The organism is Weissella thailandensis, assembly GCF_005405465.1.
GTDB lineage: Bacteria > Bacillota > Bacilli > Lactobacillales > Lactobacillaceae > Weissella > Weissella thailandensis.
On record NZ_BJEC01000007.1, the window covers coordinates 25,241 to 50,199 of the forward strand.

Sequence of the window (24,959 nt, forward strand, 5' to 3'; positions counted from 1 at the left end):
GTCTTTTTTGCACTTAAAAACCAGTAAAAATCAGAAATTGTTAACAAACTGTAATATAACTGGGTGCACAGTTGGCCAATTCAAAGCGAGGTGGAAAACTTGGTAGGAACGCTTGTAAAGTATGGTAAACACCGTGTTCGTCGTAGTTATGCACGAATCAAGGAAGTTCTTGATTTGCCTAACTTGATCGAAATTCAAACGGACTCATACAACTGGTTCTTGGATGAAGGATTACGTGAAATGTTTATGGACATTTTGCCAATTGAGGATTTCCAAGGTAAGTTGTCTCTAGAATTTGTGGACTATAAGCTCATGGAGCCAAAGTACACAGTAGAAGAAGCTCGTAACCATGATGCTAATTATTCAGCACCATTGCACGTTACGTTGCGCTTAACCAATCAGGAAACTGGTGAAATCAAATCACAAGACGTGTTCTTTGGTGATTTCCCATTAATGACACCAGCAGGAACATTTATTATTAATGGTGCTGAACGTGTTATTGTCTCACAATTAGTACGTTCTCCTGGTGTGTACTACAATGAAGAATTAGATAAGAACGGACGTCCAAATTACGGTACGACATTCATTCCAAGTCGTGGTGCTTGGTTGGAATTTGAAACAGATGCTAAGGGTCTTAGCTATGTTCGTATTGACCGTACTCGTAAGCTACCAATCACAGAATTGGTACGTGCATTGGGTTATGGATCAGATTCAGAAATCCTACAAATGTTAGGTGATCAATATGATTCTATTTCATTAACCTTGGATAAAGATGTGCATAAGGACATCGAGGATTCTCGAGTTGAAGAGTCTTTGAAGGATATCTACGAACGTTTACGTCCGGGAGAGCCTAAGACGGCTGATTCAGCACGTGCCTTGTTGACTGCACGTTTCTTCGATCCAAAGCGTTATGATTTGGCACCAGTTGGTCGTTACAAGATCAACAAAAAGTTATCATTAAAGTCACGCTTGATGGGTTGGACTTTGGGTGAGACTTTGGCTGATCCAGATACAGGTGAGATTATTGCCGAAAAGGGTACAGTAATTGATAAGAAGGTTATGTCAGCATTGTCTCCTTACTTGGATCGTGAAGATTTCAAGCGGACAACTTTCACACCTTCTGATGATGCAGTTGTTACTGAACCAATGGTTTTGCAAACAATCTTGGTTGAGAATCCAGAAGATCCTGAAAAGACGCTACCAATTATTGGTAATGGTCAATTCGATCCAACCATTCGTACAGTAAAGCCAGCTGATATTATCGCTGGTATGAACTACTTCTTGAATTTGCCATTGGGCGTTGGTGTTACTGACGATATTGACCACTTGGGTAACCGTCGTATCCGCCGTGTTGGTGAGTTGCTACAAAATACATTCCGTATTGGTTTGAGCCGTATGGAACGTGTTGTTCGTGAGCGTATGTCAATTCAAGATCCAGATACTGTGACACCACAACAATTGATCAACATTCGTCCAGTTGTTGCTGCTGTTAAGGAATTCTTTGGTTCATCACAATTGTCACAATTCATGGATCAAACAAACCCATTGGGTGAGTTAACTAACAAGCGTCGTTTGTCAGCCTTAGGGCCTGGTGGATTGACTCGTGACCGTGCCGGATATGAAGTTCGAGACGTTCACTATACTCACTATGGACGTATGGACCCTATCGAAACACCCGAAGGTCCTAACATTGGTTTGATCAACTCATTGGCTACGTATGGACGTGTTAATAAGTACGGATTTATTGAAACACCATATCGTCGTGTTGATTGGACAACGCATAAGGTTACTGACCGAATCGACTACTTAACAGCCGATGAAGAGGATAACTTTGTGGTTGCACAAGGAAATTCTGTCTTAAACGATGATGGTTCATTTGCTACGGATACTGTTTTGGCTCGTAAGAGTGATGTGAACACTGAAGTACCAATTGACCAAGTTGATTACATGGACGTTTCTCCTAAGCAAATCGTTGCGGTTGCTACGGCTGCTATTCCTTTCTTGGAAAACGATGACTCAAACCGTGCTTTGATGGGTGCGAACATGCAACGTCAAGCGGTTCCTTTGATTGATCCACATGCACCATTAATTGGTACTGGTATCGAATATAAGGCTGCTCATGATGCGGGTGTTGCGCTTATTTCACAATATCCTGGTGTTGTTGAGTACGTTGATGGTAACGAAATTCGTGTTCGTCGTGAAGATGGTTCATTAGACAAGTATTCATTGATGAAGTTCCGTCGTTCAAACGCCGGTAAGAATTACAACCAACGTCCAATTGTTAAAGTTGGTGATAAGATCGATGCCGATGAAGTATTGGCTGATGGTCCATCAATGGAGCAAGGTGAATTGGCATTGGGTCAAAACCCATTGATTGCCTTTATGACTTGGCAAGGATATAACTTCGAGGATGCCATCATTATTAATGAGCGTTTGATTCGTGATGATGTTTATACATCAATCCACATTGAGGAATACGAATCAGAAGCACGTGATACAAAGCTTGGCCCTGAAGAATTTACTCGTGAAATTCCAAATACTGGTGAAGATCAGTTAAAGAATTTGGATGAACGCGGTATTATCCGTATTGGTGCTGAAGTTGAAGACGGTGATATTTTGGTTGGTAAGGTAACGCCTAAGGGTGTAACTGAACTATCAGCCGAAGAGCGTTTGCTACATGCTATTTTCGGTGAGAAGGCTCGTGAAGTACGTGATACTTCATTGAAGGTTCCTCACGGTGGTGGCGGTGTTGTTCAAGATGTTCGTATCTTCACTCGTGAAAACGGTGATGAGTTGTCACCAGGTGTTAACCTAATGGTCCGTGTCTATATCGCACAACGTCGTAAGATTCAAGTTGGTGATAAGATGGCCGGACGTCACGGTAACAAGGGAACGGTTTCAGTGATTGTTCCTTCTGAAGATATGCCATTCATGCCAGATGGAACGCCAATTGACATTATGTTGTCACCAATGGGTGTGCCTTCACGTATGAACATTGGTCAAGTGCTTGAACTACACTTAGGTATGGCTGCACGTGAACTTGGTATCCACGTTGCATCACCTGTCTTTGACGGTGCCCTTGACACGGATATCTGGGATGCTATTCAAGAAGCTGGCTTACCAGCCGATGGAAAGTCAATCTTGTATGATGGTCGTACTGGTGAAGCCTTCGATAAGCGTATTTCTGTTGGTATCATGCATTACATGAAGCTAGCCCACATGGTTGATGACAAGATTCACGCTCGTTCAATCGGACCTTACTCATTGGTTACGCAACAACCACTTGGTGGTAAAGCACAATTCGGTGGCCAACGTTTCGGTGAAATGGAAGTTTGGGCCCTTGAAGCTTATGGTGCTGCACACACGTTGCAAGAAATCTTGACTTACAAGTCTGATGATGTTGTTGGACGTGTTAAGACATACGAAGCTATCGTTAAGGGTGAACAAATTCCTAAGCCAGGTGTGCCTGAGTCATTCCGTGTGTTAGTTAAGGAATTGCAAGCACTTGGTTTGGATATGAAGGTCTTGAATGCCGATGAACGTGAAATTGAATTACGTGATATGGATGAGGATGATACAGTTCTTAACATCGATTCAGCTGATAAGAAAACTGACAAATTAGCACAAGAATTTAACGCTGAAGGTGCTGGCAAGACAGCAAATTCAGATAGTGTTACAAACACTAATAATTCTGCTAATTAATATACGAATTAAATAAAGTGTTAGCCGACCTAGCGTTTGCTAGGTTTGTGCTTAGTGTTATAGTCTGCATTGACAATAATACTAAGCACAAATCTAGTGGCGTTATGGATCGGACTTGTATAAAGAACCTATGAAAGGGGTCGAACCATTGATCGATGTCAATAAGTTTGAAAGCATGCAAATCGGTCTGGCTAGTCCAGATAAGATTCGCAGCTGGTCTTATGGTGAAGTAAAAAAGCCTGAGACAATCAACTACCGAACACTTAAACCCGAAAAAGATGGTCTTTTTGATGAACGTATCTTTGGACCTACAAAAGATTATGAATGTGCCTGCGGTAAGTATAAGCGAATCCGTTACAAGGGAATCGTTTGTGATCGTTGTGGTGTTGAAGTAACGTCAGCTAAGGTTCGTCGTGAGCGCATGGGTCATATTGAATTGGCTGCGCCAGTATCACACATTTGGTACTTCAAGGGTATTCCATCACGTATGGGACTAGTTTTGGATATGTCACCACGTTCACTTGAAGAAGTTATTTACTTTGCTTCATACGTGGTTACAAAGGGTGGTGATACACCACTAACTGAAAAGCAATTGATCTCAGAACGCGAATATCGTGAACTAAAGGCCGAATATGGTAATGCCTTTGAAGCCGGCATGGGAGCTGAGGCTATCCAAACCTTGCTATCTCAAGTTGACTTGGAAGAAGAAGTTACTGAATTAAAGGCTGAGTTGCGTGAAGCAACTGGACAAAAGCGTGTTCGTGCTGTTCGTCGTTTGGACATCATTGAAGCGTTTGTTAAGTCTGGTAACAAGCCAGAGTGGATGGTTATGGATGTTATTCCAATTATTCCTCCTGACTTGCGTCCAATGGTTCAACTTGAAGGTGGCCGTTTTGCCACTTCAGATTTGAACGATTTGTACCGTCGTGTGATTAACCGTAACAATCGTTTGAAGCGTTTGTTAGAGTTAAACGCACCTGGAATTATTGTGCAAAACGAAAAGCGTATGTTGCAAGAAGCAGCAGATGCTTTGGTTGATAATGGTCGTCGTGGTCGTCCAGTTACTGGTCCAGGTAACCGTCCATTGAAGTCATTGTCACACATGCTTAAGGGTAAGCAGGGACGTTTCCGTCAGAACTTGCTTGGTAAGCGTGTTGATTACTCTGGTCGTTCAGTTATCGATGTTGGTCCTTTCTTGAAGATGAATCAAATGGGACTACCACGCCCAATGGCTATGGAGTTGTTCCGTCCATTTATCATGAAGGAATTGGTTAACCGTGAATTAGCTGGCAACATTCGTGCCGCAAAGCGTAAGATTGACCGTCGTGATGAAGATGTGATGGATGTTTTGGAAGATGTTATCAAGGAGCACCCTGTGCTTTTGAACCGTGCACCAACGTTGCACCGTTTGGGTATCCAAGCATTCGAACCAGTGCTAGTTTCTGGTAAAGCAATGCGTTTGCACCCATTGGTAACTGAGGCCTACAACGCCGACTTCGATGGGGACCAAATGGCCGTCCACGTGCCTTTGTCTGATGAAGCACAAGCTGAAGCTCGTTTGCTTATGTTAGCTGCTGGTCACATTTTGGCACCTAAGGATGGACAACCTATTGTTGCACCATCACAGGACATGGTTATCGGTAACTACTACCTAACGACTGAAGAAGCAGGTCGTGAAGGTGAAGGTATGATCTTTAAGGATCTTAATGAGGTCCGGACAGCTTACCAAAATAAGTATGTACATTTGCATACTCGTATTGGTATTCAAACAAGTTCATTGCCAGCCTCAAAGCCATTTACAGCTGAGCAACTTTCACGTATTATGATGACTTCTGTTGGAAAGTTGTTCTTTAACGACATTTTGCCAGAAGATTTCCCATACTTGAATGAGCCAACAGAGGCTAACTTACACGAAATTGATAACCGTTTCTTCTTGGAGCCAGGTGAGGATATCAAGGCACGTTACGCTGAGACACCAATCTTGCCACCATTTAAGAAGGGTTACTTGTCAGACATCATTGCTGAGGTCTACAAGGTTTATAAAGTTACTGAAACATCATTGTTGTTGGACCGTATGAAGGACTTGGGTTACGATGAGTCAACAAAGTCTGGTTTGACAGTGGGAGTTTCCGATGTTACTGACTTGAAAGAAAAGCCAGAGCTTATCGCTGATGCCCACAAGCAAGTTGCAACTGTAACAAAGCAATTCCGTCGTGGTTTGATTACAGATTCAGAACGTTATGAACGCGTTATTGCTATTTGGAATAAGGCTAAAGATGACATTACTGAAAAGCTGATCGAGCACTTCGAGCCAGATAACAATATCTTTATGATGTCGGATTCTGGAGCTCGTGGTAACATTTCTAACTTCTCACAACTAGCTGGTATGCGTGGATTGATGGCCGCACCTAATGGTCGTATCATGGAGCTACCTATTATCGCTAACTTCCGTGAGGGACTATCTGTTTTGGAGATGTTCTTCTCTACTCACGGTGCCCGTAAAGGAATGACTGATACGGCCTTGAAGACTGCCGATTCAGGATACATGACGCGTCGTTTGGTTGATGTTGCGCAAGATGTTATTATCCGTGAAGAAGACTGCCATAGTGATCGTGGTTTGGATGTTACTGCTATTTTGAACGGTAACGAAGTCATTGAGTCACTATATGACCGTGTTCTAGGTCGTTATGCCCAAAAGTCTGTCTTTGATCCAGAAACTGGTGAGAAGTTGGTTGGTCATAATGAAATGATTACTGAAGATATTGCTAAGCGTATTGATGAAGCAGGTATTACAACAGTAACTATTCGTTCAGCATTTACTTGCAACACTGAACACGGAGTTTGTGTTCGTTGCTATGGTCGTAACATGGCCACTGGTGATGTTGTTGAAGTTGGTGAAGCTGTTGGTACTGTTGCCGCACAGTCAATCGGTGAGCCAGGTACGCAATTGACTATGCGTACGTTCCACACGGGTGGTGTTGCTGGAAACGATATTACGCAAGGACTTCCTCGTGTGCAAGAAATTTTCGAAGCACGTAACCCTAAGGGTCGTGCGATGATTACTGAAGTAACTGGTGAAGTTACTTCAATCGAGGAAAATCCTGCTGATCGTACCAAGGAAGTTACTATCCAAGGTGAGACAGATACTCGTTCTTACACATTACCAATGACTGCACGTATGCGTGTTGGTGAGGGTGATCATATTCATCGTGGAGAAACGTTGAATGAAGGTTCAGCTGATCCTAAGGAGATTATCCAGGTACGTGATACACTTGCAACTGAAAACTACATTGTGCATGAAGTGCAAAAGGTTTACCGTATGCAAGGTGTTGAGATTTCTGACAAGCACATTGAGGTTATGGCACGTCAAATGCTACGTAAGATTCGTGTCATGGATCCAGGTGAGACTGATCTTTTGCCAGGTACTTTGATGGATATTGCGCAATTCCGTGATGCCAACGAAGGTACATTGCTTAAGGGTGGTTTGCCTGCAACGGGTCGTCCAGTATTGCTTGGTATTACCAAGGCATCATTAGAGACGAACTCATTCTTGTCTGCCGCATCATTCCAAGAGACAACACGTGTCTTGACTGACGCTGCTATTCGCGGTAAGAATGATCCACTTGTTGGTTTGAAGGAAAATGTTATTATTGGTAAGTTGATTCCAGCTGGTACTGGAATGAAACAATATCAAGAAATTGAAGACAAAGTTGTTGCTGAGCCAATAACTGAAGAGGATGATACCCCAACTTCAATTGCTGATATTGAAAATGCCATGCATTTAACAAAATAAAATTTAACAGAAGATGAGTACCGTTATGGTAGTTATCCTGTAGTTAACTAAAATCTCATAGATGACATTCGGTTGTTGTCTATGAGATTTTTTTGTTAATATAACGGTATAGCCAATTATAAAATAATGAAGAAAGTAACAACCGTCGTAAATGACAGGAGGTTCAAATGGAAGATTTTCGTTTTCAAAATAGTACAGATATTCGATTCGGTAAACATCATATTGATGAGGAATTGCATGATGCCGTTGCCCAATTTGGTCAAAATGTCTTACTAACTTATGGTGGTGGGTCAATTAAAAAGTCAGGTTTGTATGATCGTGTAATGAAAGCATTAGATGGATTGCATGTTGTTGAATTATCTGGCATTGCACCTAATCCTAAGATTGCATCTGTTCGTGATGGACAACAGTTAACGAAGGATCATGATATTGACGTTATTTTATCAGTTGGTGGTGGTTCAGTTCTTGATGCTTCAAAAGTGATTGCATCAGCTAAATATTATGATGGCGATGCCTGGGACTTGGTGGCTGATCGTGGTGCTAAGTCACGTGCGAATATCGATCAATTACCTGTTGTCGATATTTTAACGCTGTCAGCAACGGGTTCAGAAATGAATTCAGGATCTGTTATTTCAAATCCGGATTTGAATATTAAACTTGGGACAAATGGTCCCAATACGCCGGCAGTGTCATTCTTAGATCCTCAGTTAACTTATTCAGTATCAAAGTGGCAAACAGCAGCCGGATCGTTTGATATTTTCTCACATCTGACTGAGCAATATTTTGATCGTTCAACGGCCAATGATGTGAAAGCCGGTATCATCGAAGGTATGATGCGATCGGTTATTAAATGGGCACCAATTGCACTGAAAGAACCGGATAATTATGATGCCCGTGCCAACCTAATGTGGGGTGCAACGATGGCCTTAAACGGCATTGCGCGTTCTGGTAATGCTAACGGTTGGACTGTCCATCCAATTGAACATGAATTATCGGCTTATTATGATATTACCCATGGGGTGGGATTAGGAATTTTAACGCCGCGTTGGATGAAACGGGTGCTATCGGATGAAACTGAAGCCAATTTTGCGCGGTTTGGCCGTGAAGTTTGGCATTTAACAGGAGAAAATGACCGTGAAATTGCTGAAAAAGCTATTCAGGCAACTTACGATTGGATAAAGTCACTTGATATTCCAATGACCTTGGATGACGTTGATATCAATACAGATGAAAATTTTGTTGAAATGGCGCAAGAAGCCGTTCGAATTGGTGGTTTGGACCAAGCAGGTGGTTATGTTAACTTGACGGTTGATGATGTTGTTGACTTATATAAGGCCTCATTAACCACTGATGGTTTTGAATAAAATAATTACCGATGGTTGAGAAGAGAGCGAGACAAAAGGCGCTTTGAAGCCGGTTTGTAACGCGTTTATGCTATAAAATTTATAGCCTTATAATTAATGTATTTTTAGCACAAAGAGGTTGGGATCGTTGTTTTGTCCCAACCTCTTTTATCATGCTGTGCTATTAGCCAAAATAGCGTCATCATTGTTACACACCGACTTCAACCCGTTTTCAGTCACGCTCTCTCGTACTGCGATTTTTTGCTAGATGTGATATGCTATCAATTGGAAATAAAAGGGAAGATTATATTTAAAAATGAAAAAAATCGACAAAGGTATTGCATTTATTAAGCAAAATGTCTCAATGTTTCGTTGTTTGGTGGACAATGAGCCATATGATCATGTGGATGGGCATAGTTTAGTATGTCCACAAGGTCATCAGTTAGATTTAAATAAAAAAGGTGCCATAAATTTTTTAAATAAAACAGCCAATACAGAATATGATGATAGTATGTTAGCTGCCAGGCGTAAGGTGTTAACAGCTGGTCTGTTTGATGGTATTGTGCAAGAGGTGAATGCAGAATTACCAACTGAAAATCAACATATTTTAGATGTTGGTACAGGGGAAGGGACACCCTTAAAGCGCCTATTAGATTTACGTCAACAGAATGATACGGCGATTGGTTTTGATATTTCAAAGGCAGGTGTGAATTTAGCAACGCAATTGGATACGGAGGCTTTTTTTGCTGTAGCTGACTTAGCCAATTTACCTTTTGCAAACAGTAGTTTTGATAGTATTGTTGAATTCTTTTCACCGAGCGCCTATGAAGAATTTAAACGTGTTTTAAAACCTGGTGGGACTTTAGTTAAGGTTGTACCAGCGTCGGGTTATTTACATCAATTACGTGAAATGCTATACCCCGTTGATTCTCCTAAGCATACGTATCAAAATGATAAAGTTGTTCAGCGTTTTATGGAAAATTATCCAACAGCCACACAACGTGAAATTTCTTATGATTGGACAATTCCCACCGAGCTATATGTTGATTTGTTACATATGACACCACTGCATTGGGGAGCTCGACCAGAAACACAAGCGATGGCCGAAAAAACCCCCCTATCCAAAGTGACGGTGAATGTTGTTATTATGACAGTTCAGAACTAATTGTGCATAATGTGGATAAAATAACACCTTTTCCACAAATAATTGTGGAAAAATGTGTGAAAGTTCGGTAAAATGAATATACTAGGGTGAGAGCCCATCAACGATATTTAATGAACGGAGTCTTGCGCGTATGTTTCCAGATCGCTTACGTGAATTACGAAAAGGTCGTAATATCACATTAGAGAACCTTGCTGAAGAAATGAATAAACATCTTGAGCCAGGCCAAAAGCCAAATACGGCTGCTCAAATTGGAAACTGGGAGCGTGGCGACCGTTCACCATCTTACATTGAAGTCCGTAAATTAGCCGACTTTTTTAATGTATCAATGGATTTCTTAGTAGGTCGGGCAATGTCTGAAAAGACTGACTTGTCACTGCTATTTTTGTCTGGTAAGGAAATTGATTTTAATGGTAAGCCATTAACGGATCAACAGCGTTTTGATATATTCCAATATGTCAATTCATATCTAAACCCAGTATCTTATACTGCTGAGAATGATGAGCGCAGTAATCATCAAGAAAACCTATTTTAAAAGGAACCAATATGAACCAAGAAGAGCTTATTCGTTTTGGTACAGGCCGACAGCTCACTGAGATTGATTATCTTAGTGAGCTGTTGTCGTATCAATCATTATTTGAAGAAATTCATTCAGTTACTAATTTAATACAGCAAGTTCAACAAGCAGTTTTGGCAATCAATGCCGGATTACTGCCTGAACAATTACCAGTATTAAAAGTAACGGATGCCATGATTGCAGATGTGCAACGTTTTGTGTTAAATAAATATCCTAAGCAATCAAATAAAGGAAATATTCTGTGGGCAAAATTGGCAGAGGCATTAGAAAACGTTGATTTTTTAGTGCGTCATTTAAGAGATGCTTTAATTGAATATTTCAGTATGTACGGTTTTGTTTCCACGCCGTTTGTTAAAGATTTATCTGATTATATTGCTGGTGAGCCAGTTCTTGAATTAATGGCAGGTCATGGTTATTTATCGGCAGGTCTACGAGCTTGTCAACCGGAACAAACAATAATTGCTACAGATAACCAAGCATGGCGTGATCAACCAGATGTGAATTTGCGCCAACCAGTCACAACGGTATACAAGATGTCAGCATTATCAGCGTTAAAGAAGTATGGTGATGAGGTGGCTGTTATTCTGATGAGTTGGGCACCTGATACGTCAGCAGATGATTCACAGGTATTGCAAGTTATCCGCGAGCAATATTCAGATAAGAAGTTTATTGTCATTGGTGAAAAGAGTGGAGCAACGAATTCTAAAGTTTTCTGGTCAGAAGCTAAATTAAAACCACTGTTAAATACCCATCATCAGTCGTTTGATTTGATTGATGAACGTGTTTTTGAAGTAGAATAAATAAAGGGATATGTATGTTAGCAAGGGAAACGAAACAGCAGACGGTGACATTAGTCATTTCGACCATCGTATTGGGCTTAGTTGTAGGTCTTAGTTCATTATTTCTTGGTCAATTATTAGATGTCGTTGAGCGATTATTTTTACATTTTGAAGAAAATGCCGCAGTTCCAGTACCTACAGAAACAACAGCCGTTAATCGGCTTGTGTCTGTCACACTGGGTGGTCTAATTGTGGCAATTATTTGGTACACTTTAAAGCGATATGCGCAATCAACGGTCAGCATTAAGCAGGCGTTGCAGGGTGAAAAAATGCCCTTTGCAGCTACCGCGGTTCATGTTATGACGCAAATCTTTTATGTTGGAACAGGTGGTTCAATTGGCCGTGAATTAGCGCCACGAGAAGCAGGAGCTATGCTAGCCCAGCAATGGCAAATGATTATGAAACGAGTTGGTCTAGCAAAGTTATCAACTGATGATCAGCGTTTATTGATTGCAGCCGCTGCTGGTGCAGGTTTCGCAGGAATTTATATTGCCCCAATCACGGGGATGTTATTTGCAGTTGAGATATTATTAAAAAAGGTAGATATGAAAAGTGTCGCCGTTAGTTTGAGCATGTCAGTTATTGCAATGTTGATTGGTTCAATTTCAAAGGGTTTTGTTCCTTATTATTTAATCGCCAAAAAAGACTTTACACTGAACATGTTACCGTTTGTGTTGGTCGTTGGATTATTAATGGGTGTATTAGGTGCCTATTTTCGGCGAGGATTCCAATGGGCAGGTAAGCATAGTGCACTGAGCTCACAAATTTTGTGGCAATTACCATTGGCAGCTTTAATTACAGGTTTAGTTGCGATGTTTATGCCCGAAATTATGGGAAATGGTCGTGGATTAGCTGAGTTTGCATTTGTGAATACAGATTATCATTTAGCACTTTTCTTATTGGTGGGCGTATTATTAAAAGCAGTTGTGACCATCATGACGATAAAAGGTGGGACATCAGGTGGGACATTAACACCATCAATTGCTATTGGTAGTTCACTTGGTGTGTTGATTGGTTTTGTTTATGTATTGTTTGTACCCGGCGCATCACTTGTCCAAGCAGGTGTCATTGGCGCAGCAGGATTTTTAGCAGCATCACAGCAAGCGCCATTAATGGCATTATTTATGTTATTTGAGGTTTGTCATTTAGATTATTCAGCACTATTGCCAATGGGGCTGACAGTTGCTCTGGCTAGTGCTTCATCAAAATGGATTTTAAAATAGTATAGATTGTTGGCAAAAAAGTGGTTGCGACGTTTGTTCCGTCGCAACCACTTTTTAAGTATTATAAATTTAATTAACTAACTAGTCTTATCTTTCGGGTAGAACCATCCAAAGAACAAGATAAATAATCAGCCCAGGTACCGGTGTCAGGGTCAATAGAACCCAAATCAAACGAAGCAAAGCAACGCTCCAACCGAAACGCTCAGCTATTCCGCCAATAACACCAGCAAAAATACGATGATTTTTTGAACGATATAGATTCATTTGTATTCCCTCCTTGTGAAGCCTTTCCCTAAGTATAACGTAATATGCTAGAAATAGGGTGATTTGACTCTTACCTATGGGCTTTTTACTAGATTAAGTAGTGTTTATTTTAAAATTTTGCAGCAGCACGTTTAACCAATCGTGAATTTGCAAATAACGTTGCTAAGAAAATGCAGCCTAGATTTGCAAAAGTGAATATGATAAAGACACCAGCTGTTCCTTGTGCCGCAATCAGCATTGGGAAAATCAAGCTGATGACGAAGTTTGTCAACCAAGTCATGGCTGTACCAATGGCATTGAAAGTTGTCTTTAATTGCTGTGGGAACATTTCAGATAATAGCAACCAAGTTGTTGGACTGATTAAACCTTGCTGAGTAGCCAAAAAGAATGACAATATAATTAATACTAATATATTATTCATTGATGTTGCTAGTGGCGATGTTTTCATGACCCAGCTCAATAGGCCTAAACTAAACACGTTGGCGATTAGTCCAATAGTTAATAAACGGTAGGGTAACAAACGCTCTACAACTGGTTTACCAACAAAAATGGCTAATGAAGAAACGACACCAATTAGCACGTTTCCGTACAATGAACCACCAGATCCTAGACCAACTTTTTCAAGAATGACAGAACCGTAGTACATGACAGTGTTAATACCAGATGCTTGTTGAATAAACCCAATCGTAATACCAGCACCTAGTAAGTAAAGGGCAGATTTTGATGAAAAAATCAGATGCCAGTCGAATTTATCACCCTGTTTTACTGATTCTTTTGCTTCAATGACATTTTCATGAATATCGGTCTTTGAGAACCCAAGTTCTTTGAAAATACGACGAGCATGGTCACGCTTTTGTTGTAACAAATACCAAAATGGACTGTTTGGTATTTTTGACGACGCTATCCAGAGCAAAATTGCGGGGATGGCGGCTGCTAACATCATGATTCGCCAAATTGGATGCCAATCAGGCCAAATAGTTCCTAGAATGGCATTGACAGTAAAGGCGGCTAATTGTCCAAGAACAATACCAATGGCATTTTTGTTAACATTCTGAGCTTCTAACGTTTCTGGAGAAACTTCATTTAGATACAATGGCGATAAACTGGATGCGCAACCGACAGATAAACCGAGGATAAATCGAGAGATAATCAGCATCCATGCATTAACGGACAAAGCACAAGCGAGGGTTGCTACCGTAAAGATAGCGGCCACCCACTGTAATAATCGTTTACGTCCGAGCTTATCAGCAAGCGTTGTGTTGGCTAATGCACCAAACATACAACCAAGTACAAGGGCACTAGAAATTAAGCCTTGCAGAGTTGGTGAGGCCCCTAATTGATCAGGCCGATTAATGAAGGTTAATGCCCCATTAATCACCCCAGTATCGTAACCAAATAGAAAACCACCCAAAGCAATCACATATGAGGTATAACTCAAAAACGGATTATTCTTTTTCGGACCAGATTTCTCTTTATGCAAAATTAAAACACTTCCTTTCAAAAATTCATTCAATAAATAATTACATAAACCATTGTTATGAAGTATTAAACAAGTGATGAAAGTCTGACAATACTTGTCAGGAGTTAACAATTTCTACTTATTAGTGTAATAACACGAAACTTAAATGAAAATTAAAAATATGTGGTGCAGATATGAAAGTGTAAATGAAAAAAGTCGAAGAGATTTTGGTAAAAATACCCGAGTCTCTTCGACTAGTTAAAAGCTTTCTAAATTTGTGATTGGCACAACGTTACACACCGGCTTCAAAGCATCTTTTGTCACACTCTGATTAAACAAATTGTTCTGACAGGCGCAGGAACTCGTCGATATCTTTTTTCACTAAATCAGCACCAGCTTGCCAGAAGTCTGGCTTTGTTAGGTCAACACCGAGGTGCTTCTTAGCTAATTCTTCGGTCGTCATATTTGCTGTATCACGTAATAGTGAGATATAAGCTTCTTCAAAATTATCTTGGGTTTGTGCCCAGGCATATATTCCTTGGCTGAATAGGTAACCAAAGGTATATGGGAAGTTGTAGAATGGGACATCATCAATATAGAAGTGTAACTTAGATGCCCAGAAGTGTGGGTGACGTTCATCCAAAATACCACCAAAGGCTTGCTTTTGTGCATCATCCATTAATTCGTTTAATCGTGAAGCCGGCACAAAACCACCTTCACGTTCTTCGTAGAAACTCTTTTCGAACAAGAAACGCGTGCGGATGTTTAAGAACATCGCAATGGGATTATCCATCTTTGCGTTAAGCAAAACGACTTTTTCGGCATCTGACTTGGCATTTTGCACATTGGCATCAGCAATTAACATTTCAGCAAAGGTTGATGCGGTTTCAGCAACATTCATCGCATAAGAATCGCGCCAAACAGGCAAATCAGTTAATACAGAGGTGTGGAAGCCATGACCGACTTCGTGAGCAATTGTTGCCGAATCATTGACAGAACCGGTAAAGGTAGTAATGATACGAGACTCACGAATGTCAGGAACACTTTCCATCCAAGCACCAGGGGTTTTACCTTGACGGTTTTCAGCTTCAATCCATTGGTTTTCAAACGCATGTTGCGCAAAGGCGGCCATTTTAGGAGAGTACTTGCCAAAGTTCTTAATGATAAAGTCAGCGGCTTCGTCATAAGTCATGGTTGTTGGTTCATAGTCACCTAATTTTGTAATGGGTGCTGATTGGTCTTGCCACCCGATTTTTTCTAATCCCAATAATTCTGCTTTACGTTCAAAGTAAGCTTTAAACATATCTTTGTTATCATCAACAACTTGCCACATCGTCTCCAAGGTTTCACGAGACATACGATTTAATTCAAGTGGTTCCTCAAGAAAATCCTTGTAGCCATGTGCTTTTTGTTCTGTTAAACGAGCACCTGCCAAATGGTTGAGGGTATCGGCAGCCAAGTTCTCAGCGCTTCCCCACATTTGTTCATATTGGTGCATGAGTTCGGCACGTGTATCATCGTCAGGATAATCATCAATTCTGTTCAAAGCTTGACCAGCAGACAATTCTTGTTGTTCACCATTTTCATCAGTGTAAGTCATGGTCAAGCCAGCACTGATGGTATCGTAGTGCTCTGACCAAGCCTTAAGACCATCGAGTTTCAAGGTATTCAATAATTCTTCGATCTGATCATCTAATAAACGGTCAGCTTGTGAGCGTAATTCATTCAGATAAAAAGCAACGGGTGCGACACTTTCTTCAGCGACAGCTTGTTTAAATTCTGTGTCTGAGAATGTTGTTAGTAACTTGGCAAATGCATTTAATGCAGCCTGGTAGGCAACATCCAACTCAGAAACTTTTGTTTGGTAAGGACGATAAGCAGGGTTTGTATAGTCAGCTGCTGATAAAGCATTGACGAACAAAGCAGCTGTGCGTAGGCCGGAAAAGATAACTTGGTTGTCATCAACGAGCTTAGCAAAGCCTGAAAAATCATCGTCTTCTTTGACATCATAAGCAGCAACATTATTTTTTAAATCAGTGATTTGATGTGCTAGTAGTAATAGTTTATCTGCAAATTCAGGTGATTCGATACCACCAGGGTAGATAGGATCTAAATCCCAGTTTAATGAATATGTCATTTTATCTCTCCGTTAATCTCATATTATTTTAATTATTTTAGCATAAATAGGGGGATGAGTATATGAAGGATAAAGAGTTACTGATTGTGTTGGTACGGGGTTATATTTTAACTCTACATGATACGTATGCTAATCTATAGCTCATATATACGAAAAGTGAGGGCTGTCCATTGAAGAATTAATACCAGATTAAAATTGCAAAACGACGAATCCCATATTTAATGGGGTAGTGTCGGCATTTTCAGGTGGTATGGTGACTTCATGGGCGGCTTTTTTGTGCGCGCTATGTTATTTTTACTACCTGATTTATTTAAATGGGGTAACAATATGAGCACAATTGAATTAAAAAAGTTAACTTTTGGTTTTGGTAATCAAACTCAGTTGTTGTTTGATCAAACCAATTTAATCATTGACACAAATTGGAAATTGGCTGTGATTGGTCGTAATGGTCGTGGTAAAACAACGTTACTAAAGTTGATCATGGGTGCATACCCTTATCAGGGAAGTATCATTCATCAAACAGCTTTCAATTATTTTCCACAACCAATCAAAAATCGCACGCAACTGACTTATTTTGTTCTGACTGAACAGAATGATATTGAGAGCTGGCGGATAGAGAAAGAATTAAATTTATTACAAGCAGATCCAAATATTTTGTGGCGACCATTTGATAGTCTGTCGGGTGGTGAACAAACAAAGGCATTACTAGCGTTGCTTTTCAGTGATGATCAACACTTTCCATTGATTGATGAACCAACCAATCATTTAGATCAACGGTCAAGACAACAGGTAGCAAAGTATTTGAAAACAAAAAATCAGGGCTTTATATTAGTGAGTCATGATCGATCATTTGTTGATGAGGTCGTTGACCATGTGGTTGCTATCGAAAAGCAGCAACTGATGTTGTATCAAGGAAATTTTTCTGTTTATGAAGAACAGAAAGCTATTCGAGATAATTATGAAATAGAACAGAATAAAAAATTAAAATCAGAAATTAGCCGGTTAAAGCAAACAGCTGCTGAAAAAGCAGAATGGTCACGCGGACGTGAAAGAGATAAATATGGCAAGCCGAATGTTAAAGGGAGTGGCGCGATTTTTGACACTGGGGCTATCGGTGCACGAGCTGCACGGACAATGAAACGTTCAAAAACGTTGGTTAACCATATGGAACAACGGATTGAGACAAAAGAACAGTTACTTAAAGAAATCGAAACAACTGATTCGCTGATAATGAATGTTAAATCGAGCTATCATAGGCGACTACTAGTAGTTGAAAATTTACAGCTAGGTTATGACAATCAAGCACTATTTCAACCGATTTCTTTTCAATTAGAGAAAGGGCAGCGAATTGCACTGCAAGGACCAAATGGTTCGGGAAAATCCTCAATTATTCATTATTTATTGGGAACGTTTAGTGGCCAGGCGAGAGGAAGTGTTGATTTAGCTCAAAATATACCGATTAGTTATGTACGACAAAATTATGAGGATAATCATGGGACGTTACCTGAATTTGCTCAAGAGCATCATTTGGTTTATGAAGAATTGCTAAACAACCTACATAAATTAGGATTAGAGCGCCAGGTGTTTGAAAATCGAATTGAAGATATGAGTATGGGACAACGTAAGCGAGTTGAGTTGGCTAAATCACTAGCAACGCCAGCTGAATTGTTTATTTGGGATGAACCATTGAACTATTTGGATGTTTTTAATCATGAGCAATTAGAGCAGGTGATTAAACTAGTAAAACCAACGATGCTGATTATTGAGCATGATGAAACTTTTCTAAATAATGTTGCGACACAGGTGATAAAACTTCATGGGGAATAATTATAGGTTGTAAATTATATACTGATACAGAAAGCAGCGAAATCCTTGTGATATAATACTTTGAGTGAGTTTCATAGGTATAAGATAAGGATTTAAAAATGGTAAAACAACATAAAAAATGGTCTCGTAAAAGAAAAATATGGACAGTCGCAACGACACTGGTAGTGGTCGTTGGTGCAGCTGTCCTGGGTGCTGGTGGCTATTTCTTTCACGTAGCGGAAGTAAGAGCAGAAAAGGATTTTGTTGGTAGCGGTTTGGTTAGCAAGAAGAATCCGTTGTACCCGCAACAACAGAAATGGCTAGCTGCAGATACCGAAACATGGCATTTAAAAGCTAAAGATGACACAAAGCTAGTCGGATCATATTTGCCTGCGACGCAAGCAACAAACAAAACAGTAATTGTGATTCATGGATTTGGTGTCGATCATAAAGCCATGGCACCATATGGTGAGATGTTCCATCGTATGGGCTACAATGTGTTGATGCCTGATAACCGGTCAGCTGGTAAGTCTGAAGGTAAGTATATTGGTTATGGGTATCTTGATGCGAAAGATTACAAAGGCTGGATTGACGAAGTAATTGCCAAAAATGGTAAACAAAGTCAAATTACTGTGATGGGTGCATCGATGGGTGGCGCAACCACCATGATGTTGTCTGGTATGAACCCGCCAAAACAGGTTCAGGCTTATGTTGAGGATTCTGGTTATACATCTGTGGCGGATGAGTTACATTATGAAGCTGGCAATATGTATGGGCTGCCAGACTGGTTAGCAAATATTCTTATCCCGGTTGTTTCAGGATATTCAAAAGTATTAGCTGGTTATAGTTATGGTGAAGCTGACGCAGAAAAGTTATTGGCACAAAACAAGCGACCAATGCTTTTTATTCATGGTGATAATGATAAATTTGTACCAACGAAGTTTATGAAACCTGTCTATGAGGCAAGTAATGGGCCAAAAGAAAAATATTTGGTACCAGGCGCTGCGCATGTGGAATCGTATCGCACCGATCCAGCAAAGTATGAGGCAACTGTGCAGAAGTTTTTGAATAAGTACTTTAAATAGAGAAAAATTAAATAAGAAAGGAATATTATGGCTGAACACTATTACACAGCAAATCCAACAACAGCACATGATGAACATACTTGGACGTTTTCGTTGTTTGACGATCCACTAACATTTACGACGGATGCAGGTATTTTTTCAAAAGGAACGGTTGACTACGGGACACGGACAATGTTGACGGCATTTAATCAAAATATTCCAGCAGGAAAAATTTTAGATCTTGGTGCCGGCTATGGACCAGTGGCAATTAGTTTGGCGAAGGTCATGCCGGATCGTGAATTCGTGGCTGCTGAAATTAATGAGCGTGCCGTGGAGTTAGTGGCCCGTAATGCTGAACAGAATCAGGTGGCCCAACAAATTACCGCAATACAATCTGATCGGTATGAGCATGTATCAGGAAAGTTTGCCGCAATTTTGACTAACCCACCAGTTCGAGCTGGTAAGCAAATTGTGACGGACATGATTAGTGGTGCAGTGGACCACCTGGTTACCGGTGGGACATTGACGGTTGTCCTACAAAAGAAACAGGGCGCACCATCTGCCAAAAAGCTAATGGCTGAATTGTTTGGGAATGTGAAAACCATTGCCAAAGACAAAGGATATTATATTTTGGAGAGTAGCTATGTCGGTACCGTTAACAACTAATCAAGTTAACTATTTTATGGGCCTTGCATTAGCTGAGGCACGTAAGGCCGCTGTTATTGGCGAAGTACCGATTGGTGCAATCGTTGTCCAAGATGGTCAGGTCGTTAGTCATGCATTTAATTTGCGTGAGCATATGCAGGACGGTAGTCAACATGCTGAATACCAAGCAATTATAGAAGCTAACCGGCAGTTACATTCATGGCGATTACCGGAGGCACAATTGTTTGTGACATTAGAACCTTGTATTATGTGCGCAGGTTTGATTCAGCAAACCAGAATTACAGATGTTTATTATGGTGCAGCTGATCCTAAAGCTGGTGGCGTCACATCAATGTATGAATTGTTGAGTGATACACGTCTAAATCATCAAGTAAGTGTTCATGCGGGTGTACGTGCCGATGAAGCGAGCGCCTTACTAAAACAATTTTTTAAGGCAGTTAGAAAGCGAAAAAAGGCTGAGAAGCGGGCACGGCGTTTGGCTGCAGAAAATACTGGTCAAAAATGAAATTCCTTGCTATAATATAGTTCGTGGGGCAAATGCGCACTTCGAATTGTGTCAGGGTCGGAAGGCAGCAGCACTAAGGAGACCGTGTATTGTGCTTCACTTCTTAAGAAATTTAGTAGAGACTGGAACTAAAAATGTTCTGGTCTCTTTTTGTTTAAAATTTTGTTGTTTATGTTCCAAAAATTTTTAGCATAAACACATGTCAAAAGTCTGAAAGTCAACTGTTATCACAAGGCTTTTTCTGATATCATTATTAATGATAGTTCCAAATAGGTCAGTGAAAAATAGCTGATGAGAAAGGGGTCACAAGTCATGGCATATCAGGCGTTATATCGGACATGGCGTCCACAAAAATTTAGCGATATGATTGGTCAGGAAATCGTGACCAAGACTTTAAAAAATGCCATTATTACTGGACAAATAACTCATGCTTATTTGTTCAATGGCCCTAGGGGAACGGGTAAAACCTCAGCGGCCAAGATTTTTGCGAAGGCGATTAATTGTTTACATCCCGTGGATGGTGAACCAGATGGTACTTGTGAAATTTGTCAGGCGGCTGATAATGGTACACTTGGCGACATTATTGAACTGGATGCGGCATCAAATAATGGTGTCGATGAGATTCGTGAAATTCGTGAAGATGTGACTTATGCACCAACACAGGCAAAATATAAAGTATATATTATCGATGAGGTGCACATGCTGTCGACCGGTGCCTTTAATGCCTTGTTAAAAACATTGGAAGAGCCACCTGCTAACGTTATTTTTATTTTGGCAACGACTGAGCCACAGAAAATCCCGGCAACTATCATTTCACGTACGCAACGTTTTGATTTTAAGCGAATCAACGCACAATCAGCGTATGAACGGATGGTTTATATCCTGGATCAACGTGGCAATACGTATGATGAAGCTGCGTTGAAAGTGATTGCCAATGCGGCTGACGGGGGAATGCGTGATGCATTAACTATTTTAGATCAGGCCTTATCGTTTGGTGACGGTCATGTGACATTGGAAAATGCTTTGTTAGTCACTGGATCAGTTACCCAGACTTTACTTGGTAAGTACGTTGAAGCTGTCGTTAACCAAAATACCAAGCAAGGGTTAGCAAGGTTGTCTGAAGTTTTGGATGAAGGTAAAGACGCTAATCGTTTTGTGGAAGATTTGATTAGTTATGCGCGTGATTTATTGCTGTATACTGAAGCGCCTGAGTTGGTGACGTTGGTACCGGATGAGACGTTTACGCAGTTAGCAAAAACGCAATCGGCAAATATCTGGTACAACATGATTGATACGCTGAATAATACACAGCAACAATTACGATTTACGAACCGGCCTGCTATTTATCTTGAAGTGTTGACTGTTAAATTGAGTCAACCGGTTGGTCAAGAACAAACTGTTCCGTCAGCTTCGCCAACAGTCGATCACACTGCTGTGGCTGTGCAACCAGACCGTCAGTCATCGAAGCAACAACCAACACAACAGCCAACACCTAGTTCAGTATCTGAACCAGCACAATCGATGGCTATTGATCAGGAACGTTCTCAGCCAGCGCCAGAACCAGCACCAATGACTAGCCAAAAGACACGAGTTGCACCACATGTTAGTGAAGACCAAGCGGCAGTGTTTAGCGTTTTGTCTGAAGCTACTCGTGGCGATTTAGATCGGGTAACAGCAATTTGGGGTGACATGATTAATATGTTGCCAGTGCCTGAGCAGGCGATGTTGAACGTTGCACGTCCTATCGCAGCATCTAGTAATGGTCTAGTTGTGGCCTTTGATTTTGATGTCATTCGAGTCAATGCGATGCGTAAGGCTGATTTATTGCAGACAATGGTTACACAAATTCGTGAATTAACACAAGCACAGCATGAACGTCAGTTAGTCTTTATTACGACGGAAAGTTGGCCGGTATTACGTTCAAAGTTTGTTGCGCAATTGCCAAAGCATAAGCAACAAACGCCAGCAGTTAATCCTGATGTTGAAGAAAAAGCGGATGAGACAGAAGATAACCTAGTAACAGAAGCAAAAACAATTTTTGATGCAGGAATTGTCGAAGAAATTGATGATTAAATATAAGAAATGAGGAAATGATAAATGTTCGGTGGACAAAATATGCAACAAATGATGAAGCAAGCTAAGAAGATGCAAAAGCAAATGGAAGATGAGCAAGCTGACATTGCTAAGACTGAATATGTCGGTCATGCACCATCAGACTTAGTTTTAGCGACATTTAACGGTGATCGTGAATTAAAGGACCTACAAATCAAGGAAGAAGTTGTTGATCCAGAAGATGTGGATAGCTTATCAGACATGGTTATTGTTGCCGTAAATGATGCATTGAAGCAAATTGATCAAGATTCACAAAAGCGTTTGGGACAATTTGCACCAAAGGGTATGTTCTAAAAGGCTGTAGAAAGAAGGCGGATGTATGCAGTATCCAGAGCCGATTGCAAAATTAATTGATAGTTATACAAAATTACCAGGTATTGGCATAAAGACTGCAACACGATTAGCGTTTTATACAATCGACATGCCAGAGGAAGATGTTACTAGTTTTGCGCAATCGTTGATTTCTGCAAAGCGTGATCTACAATTCTGCTCGGTGTGTGGTAACTTAACCGAAACGGATCCGTGTGTGATTTGTTCAGATGACAGTCGTGATCAAAGCCAAGTACTAGTGGTTGCCGAAGTGAAAGATTTAATGGCGATTGAAAATACGGGCGAATATCGTGGCTTGTACCATGTCTTACATGGCGTATTATCACCGCTTGAGGGTAAGGGACCAGATGATATCAATATTGAGACGCTGGTTAACCGCTTGCAAAAAGACGAAACGATTCAAGAAGTGATTGTTGCAACCAATGCCAACGCTGAGGGAGAAGCAACAGCCATGTATCTGTCGCGGTTACTAAAACCGGCAGGAATCAAGGTATCGCGATTAGCAACGGGACTATCAGTTGGTAGTGATATTGATTATGCTGATCAAATTACATTAATAAAGGCGGTTGAAGGGAGGACACAGCTGTGATATTTAAGTTGCATAGTAAGCGTCCGAAATTTGACCAACAAGCCTATGATAAACGGTTGTCAGACGCTATCGAGCATGCGAAATACGAGTATGAAAAAGCACGTAATTCTGAGACAGCCATGTTTGAAAGCGATATTGCCCCACGGATGATTAAAGCAGAGACGGCCAAAGCGAAGCAAAAGTATTTCTTTTTACTACGTGCTGCCCGCCAAAGAGGTATGAAAGGGCATTGGTCAACTGCATTTGTCCATCCTGAGTAATGTAAAAGATAACAAAGGGTATATAAAATTATCATTTTTTTGAGTAATTTACTAAATAAGGGGTCGAAACTATTTTGTATCGGCTTCTTTTTGGTATAATAAAAAATATAGAATAATTAGAAAGCGGTGAATACATGTCAGGGACATTTATCACATTTGAGGGTCCTGATGGCGCGGGGAAAACATCGGTGTTACGAGCAATCGTGCAAAGGTTGACGCCGTTACTAGGTGACAGGTTAGTTTTAACAAGAGAACCAGGCGGCAAAGATAGCCAAGTTGCTGAAGCGATTCGTGACTTGGTTTTAGATCCTAATTTGCCCAGCATGGATGCTTGGACGGAAGCCTTACTCTATGCAGCGTCACGTCGGCAACATTTAGTTGACACGGTTTTGCCAGCATTAGCAGCTGACAAGGTTGTTGTCAGTGATCGTTACGTCGACAGTTCCATTGCCTATCAAGGTGGTGGTCGTGATTTGGGGATTGAGTCAGTGACAACGATTAATCAGTTTGCCACCAAAGGCGTGATGCCCACAGCAACTGTTTACTTAGATATTCGTCCTGAAGTTGGGTTACAACGAATTCAGGAAAACCGTCAAGATGAGATCAATCGTTTAGATGTTGAAGCACTATCATTTCATCAACGGGTAACTGATGCTTATCATCAGTTGGCTGCGCAATATCCAGAACGGTTTCTAATTATTAATGCCGAGCAAGACTTGGCTGATGTTATAACAGATACATGGACAGCATTGATGCCAATACTTGGTATGCATGACTAGGAGGTTTCCACATTATGAAGATGATTATCGCAATTGTACAAGACAAGGATGCTAATAAATTAGGTGGCAAGTTTGTGAAGGCAAATGTTCGCGCAACACGACTAGCAACATCTGGTGGTTTCCTTCGCTCTGGAAACACGACTTTTATGATTGGTATTGAAGATGACCGCGTACAAGAAGTATTGGATTTGATCCATGATACATCACATACACGTAAGCAATTTATGACACCAGCAGTTAGTCTTGATGTGTCAATGGAATCAACGGCTGCTACACCAATGGAAGTTCAGGTTGGTGGTGCGACGGTGTTTGTTCAAGATGTTGAACAATTCCACCGTTTCTAAGAGGT

At 40.7% G+C, this 24,959-nt stretch carries 20 protein-coding genes and 1 other RNA gene; 18 read left to right on the forward strand and 3 right to left on the reverse strand.

Going from position 1 to position 24,959, the window contains the following annotated elements:
* Nucleotides 1-99: 99 nt before the first annotated feature.
* The 7 genes from rpoB (at nt 100) to FFM62_RS04230 (ending at nt 12,639) form a co-directional block, all read left to right on the forward strand.
* The gene (gene rpoB / locus FFM62_RS04200; RefSeq protein ID WP_115471004.1) at nt 100-3,702 is read left to right on the forward strand and encodes a DNA-directed RNA polymerase subunit beta; all 3,603 of its coding nucleotides are present in this window, start codon (nt 100-102) and stop codon (nt 3,700-3,702) included.
* A 148-nt stretch (nt 3,703-3,850) separates the two neighbouring features.
* A complete protein-coding gene (gene rpoC / locus FFM62_RS04205) occupies nt 3,851-7,495 on the forward strand; it encodes a DNA-directed RNA polymerase subunit beta' (protein WP_115471058.1) in 3,645 nt (1,214 codons plus the stop codon).
* 167 nt (nt 7,496-7,662) lie between these two features.
* A complete protein-coding gene (locus FFM62_RS04210; protein ID WP_115471005.1) occupies nt 7,663-8,859 on the forward strand; it encodes an iron-containing alcohol dehydrogenase in 1,197 nt (398 codons plus the stop codon).
* A gap of 295 nt (nt 8,860-9,154) precedes the next feature.
* Nucleotides 9,155-10,003 carry a methyltransferase domain-containing protein gene (locus FFM62_RS04215; protein WP_115471006.1) on the forward strand — a complete coding sequence of 283 codons (849 nt, stop codon included), beginning with the start codon at nt 9,155-9,157 and terminating at the stop codon, nt 10,001-10,003.
* 130 nt (nt 10,004-10,133) lie between these two features.
* Nucleotides 10,134-10,535: a helix-turn-helix domain-containing protein gene (locus FFM62_RS04220; RefSeq protein WP_075270346.1), complete on the forward strand. Its 402-nt coding sequence runs from the start codon at nt 10,134-10,136 to the stop codon at nt 10,533-10,535.
* 11 nt (nt 10,536-10,546) lie between these two features.
* Nucleotides 10,547-11,377 carry an SAM-dependent methyltransferase gene (locus FFM62_RS04225; RefSeq protein ID WP_115471007.1) on the forward strand — a complete coding sequence of 277 codons (831 nt, stop codon included), beginning with the start codon at nt 10,547-10,549 and terminating at the stop codon, nt 11,375-11,377.
* 14 nt (nt 11,378-11,391) lie between these two features.
* Nucleotides 11,392-12,639 carry a chloride channel protein gene (locus FFM62_RS04230; protein ID WP_115471008.1) on the forward strand — a complete coding sequence of 416 codons (1,248 nt, stop codon included), beginning with the start codon at nt 11,392-11,394 and terminating at the stop codon, nt 12,637-12,639.
* An 87-nt stretch (nt 12,640-12,726) separates the two neighbouring features.
* Here FFM62_RS04230 and FFM62_RS04235 read toward each other — a convergent pair whose 3' ends face one another.
* The 3 genes from FFM62_RS04235 to FFM62_RS04245 all read right to left on the reverse strand — a co-directional run bounded on the left by FFM62_RS04235 (nt 12,727) and on the right by FFM62_RS04245 (nt 16,499).
* The gene (locus FFM62_RS04235; RefSeq protein ID WP_115471009.1) at nt 12,727-12,903 is read right to left on the reverse strand and encodes a PspC domain-containing protein; all 177 of its coding nucleotides are present in this window, start codon (nt 12,901-12,903) and stop codon (nt 12,727-12,729) included.
* Nucleotides 12,904-13,012: 109 nt separating this feature from the next.
* Nucleotides 13,013-14,383 (reverse strand): sugar porter family MFS transporter, encoded by a 1,371-nt coding sequence (locus FFM62_RS04240; protein ID WP_115471010.1) that lies wholly within the window; start codon nt 14,381-14,383, stop codon nt 13,013-13,015.
* Nucleotides 14,384-14,693: 310 nt separating this feature from the next.
* Complete coding sequence (locus FFM62_RS04245; RefSeq protein ID WP_115471011.1) at nt 14,694-16,499, reverse strand: M3 family oligoendopeptidase; 1,806 nt, start codon at nt 16,497-16,499, stop codon at nt 14,694-14,696.
* A 327-nt stretch (nt 16,500-16,826) separates the two neighbouring features.
* Between FFM62_RS04245 and abc-f the strand changes: the two genes are divergently transcribed.
* The 11 genes from abc-f to darA all read left to right on the forward strand — a co-directional run bounded on the left by abc-f (nt 16,827) and on the right by darA (nt 24,954).
* Complete coding sequence (abc-f, locus tag FFM62_RS04250) at nt 16,827-18,326, forward strand: ribosomal protection-like ABC-F family protein (protein WP_115471059.1); 1,500 nt, start codon at nt 16,827-16,829, stop codon at nt 18,324-18,326.
* Nucleotides 18,327-18,424: 98 nt separating this feature from the next.
* Nucleotides 18,425-19,390 (forward strand): alpha/beta hydrolase, encoded by a 966-nt coding sequence (locus FFM62_RS04255; RefSeq protein ID WP_115471012.1) that lies wholly within the window; start codon nt 18,425-18,427, stop codon nt 19,388-19,390.
* A gap of 27 nt (nt 19,391-19,417) precedes the next feature.
* A complete protein-coding gene (locus tag FFM62_RS04260; protein WP_174855240.1) occupies nt 19,418-20,035 on the forward strand; it encodes a class I SAM-dependent methyltransferase in 618 nt (205 codons plus the stop codon).
* Entirely contained in the window at nt 20,013-20,540 is a 528-nt protein-coding gene (locus FFM62_RS04265) for a nucleoside deaminase (RefSeq protein ID WP_115471014.1), read from the forward strand. The genes FFM62_RS04260 and FFM62_RS04265 overlap by 23 nt, the downstream gene beginning before the upstream one ends.
* 20 nt (nt 20,541-20,560) lie before the next feature.
* Nucleotides 20,561-20,646: signal recognition particle sRNA small type (ffs, locus tag FFM62_RS04270), an RNA gene on the forward strand.
* Nucleotides 20,647-20,852: 206 nt separating this feature from the next.
* Nucleotides 20,853-22,613, forward strand: coding sequence for a DNA polymerase III subunit gamma/tau (gene dnaX, locus FFM62_RS04275; RefSeq protein WP_115471015.1), 1,761 nt, complete (start codon nt 20,853-20,855; stop codon nt 22,611-22,613).
* Nucleotides 22,614-22,637: 24 nt separating this feature from the next.
* Entirely contained in the window at nt 22,638-22,946 is a 309-nt protein-coding gene (locus tag FFM62_RS04280; protein WP_075270337.1) for a YbaB/EbfC family nucleoid-associated protein, read from the forward strand.
* 25 nt (nt 22,947-22,971) lie between these two features.
* On the forward strand, nt 22,972-23,571 hold the full coding sequence (gene recR, locus FFM62_RS04285; protein ID WP_075270336.1) for a recombination mediator RecR: 600 nt from the start codon (nt 22,972-22,974) through the stop codon (nt 23,569-23,571).
* Entirely contained in the window at nt 23,568-23,831 is a 264-nt protein-coding gene (locus FFM62_RS04290; RefSeq protein WP_115471016.1) for a YaaL family protein, read from the forward strand. Before recR ends, FFM62_RS04290 begins: the two co-directional genes overlap by 4 nt.
* Before the next feature lie 134 nt (nt 23,832-23,965).
* Entirely contained in the window at nt 23,966-24,610 is a 645-nt protein-coding gene (gene tmk, locus FFM62_RS04295; RefSeq protein WP_115471017.1) for a dTMP kinase, read from the forward strand.
* Nucleotides 24,611-24,624: 14 nt separating this feature from the next.
* On the forward strand, nt 24,625-24,954 hold the full coding sequence (darA, locus tag FFM62_RS04300) for a cyclic di-AMP receptor DarA (RefSeq protein WP_002828002.1): 330 nt from the start codon (nt 24,625-24,627) through the stop codon (nt 24,952-24,954).
* The last annotated feature ends 5 nt before the right edge of the window (nt 24,955-24,959 follow it).

Excerpts from the sequence above, each read along its gene's own strand:
- FFM62_RS04210 (WP_115471005.1), top strand. The coding sequence starts at position 7,663 with ATGGAAGATTTTCGTTTTCAAAATAGTACAGATATTCGATTCGGTAAA.
- abc-f (WP_115471059.1), top strand. The coding sequence starts at position 16,827 with ATGAGCACAATTGAATTAAAAAAGTTAACTTTTGGTTTTGGTAATCAA.
- darA (WP_002828002.1), top strand. The coding sequence starts at position 24,625 with ATGAAGATGATTATCGCAATTGTACAAGACAAGGATGCTAATAAATTA.
- FFM62_RS04235 (WP_115471009.1), bottom strand. The coding sequence starts at position 12,903 with ATGAATCTATATCGTTCAAAAAATCATCGTATTTTTGCTGGTGTTATT.
- tmk (WP_115471017.1), top strand. The coding sequence starts at position 23,966 with ATGTCAGGGACATTTATCACATTTGAGGGTCCTGATGGCGCGGGGAAA.
- FFM62_RS04225 (WP_115471007.1), top strand. The coding sequence starts at position 10,547 with ATGAACCAAGAAGAGCTTATTCGTTTTGGTACAGGCCGACAGCTCACT.
- FFM62_RS04255 (WP_115471012.1), top strand. The coding sequence starts at position 18,425 with ATGGTAAAACAACATAAAAAATGGTCTCGTAAAAGAAAAATATGGACA.
- FFM62_RS04230 (WP_115471008.1), top strand. The coding sequence starts at position 11,392 with ATGTTAGCAAGGGAAACGAAACAGCAGACGGTGACATTAGTCATTTCG.
- FFM62_RS04265 (WP_115471014.1), top strand. The coding sequence starts at position 20,013 with ATGTCGGTACCGTTAACAACTAATCAAGTTAACTATTTTATGGGCCTT.
- FFM62_RS04260 (WP_174855240.1), top strand. The coding sequence starts at position 19,418 with ATGGCTGAACACTATTACACAGCAAATCCAACAACAGCACATGATGAA.
- FFM62_RS04220 (WP_075270346.1), top strand. The coding sequence starts at position 10,134 with ATGTTTCCAGATCGCTTACGTGAATTACGAAAAGGTCGTAATATCACA.
- recR (WP_075270336.1), top strand. The coding sequence starts at position 22,972 with ATGCAGTATCCAGAGCCGATTGCAAAATTAATTGATAGTTATACAAAA.
- FFM62_RS04245 (WP_115471011.1), bottom strand. The coding sequence starts at position 16,499 with ATGACATATTCATTAAACTGGGATTTAGATCCTATCTACCCTGGTGGT.
- FFM62_RS04215 (WP_115471006.1), top strand. The coding sequence starts at position 9,155 with ATGAAAAAAATCGACAAAGGTATTGCATTTATTAAGCAAAATGTCTCA.
- dnaX (WP_115471015.1), top strand. The coding sequence starts at position 20,853 with ATGGCATATCAGGCGTTATATCGGACATGGCGTCCACAAAAATTTAGC.
- FFM62_RS04280 (WP_075270337.1), top strand. The coding sequence starts at position 22,638 with ATGTTCGGTGGACAAAATATGCAACAAATGATGAAGCAAGCTAAGAAG.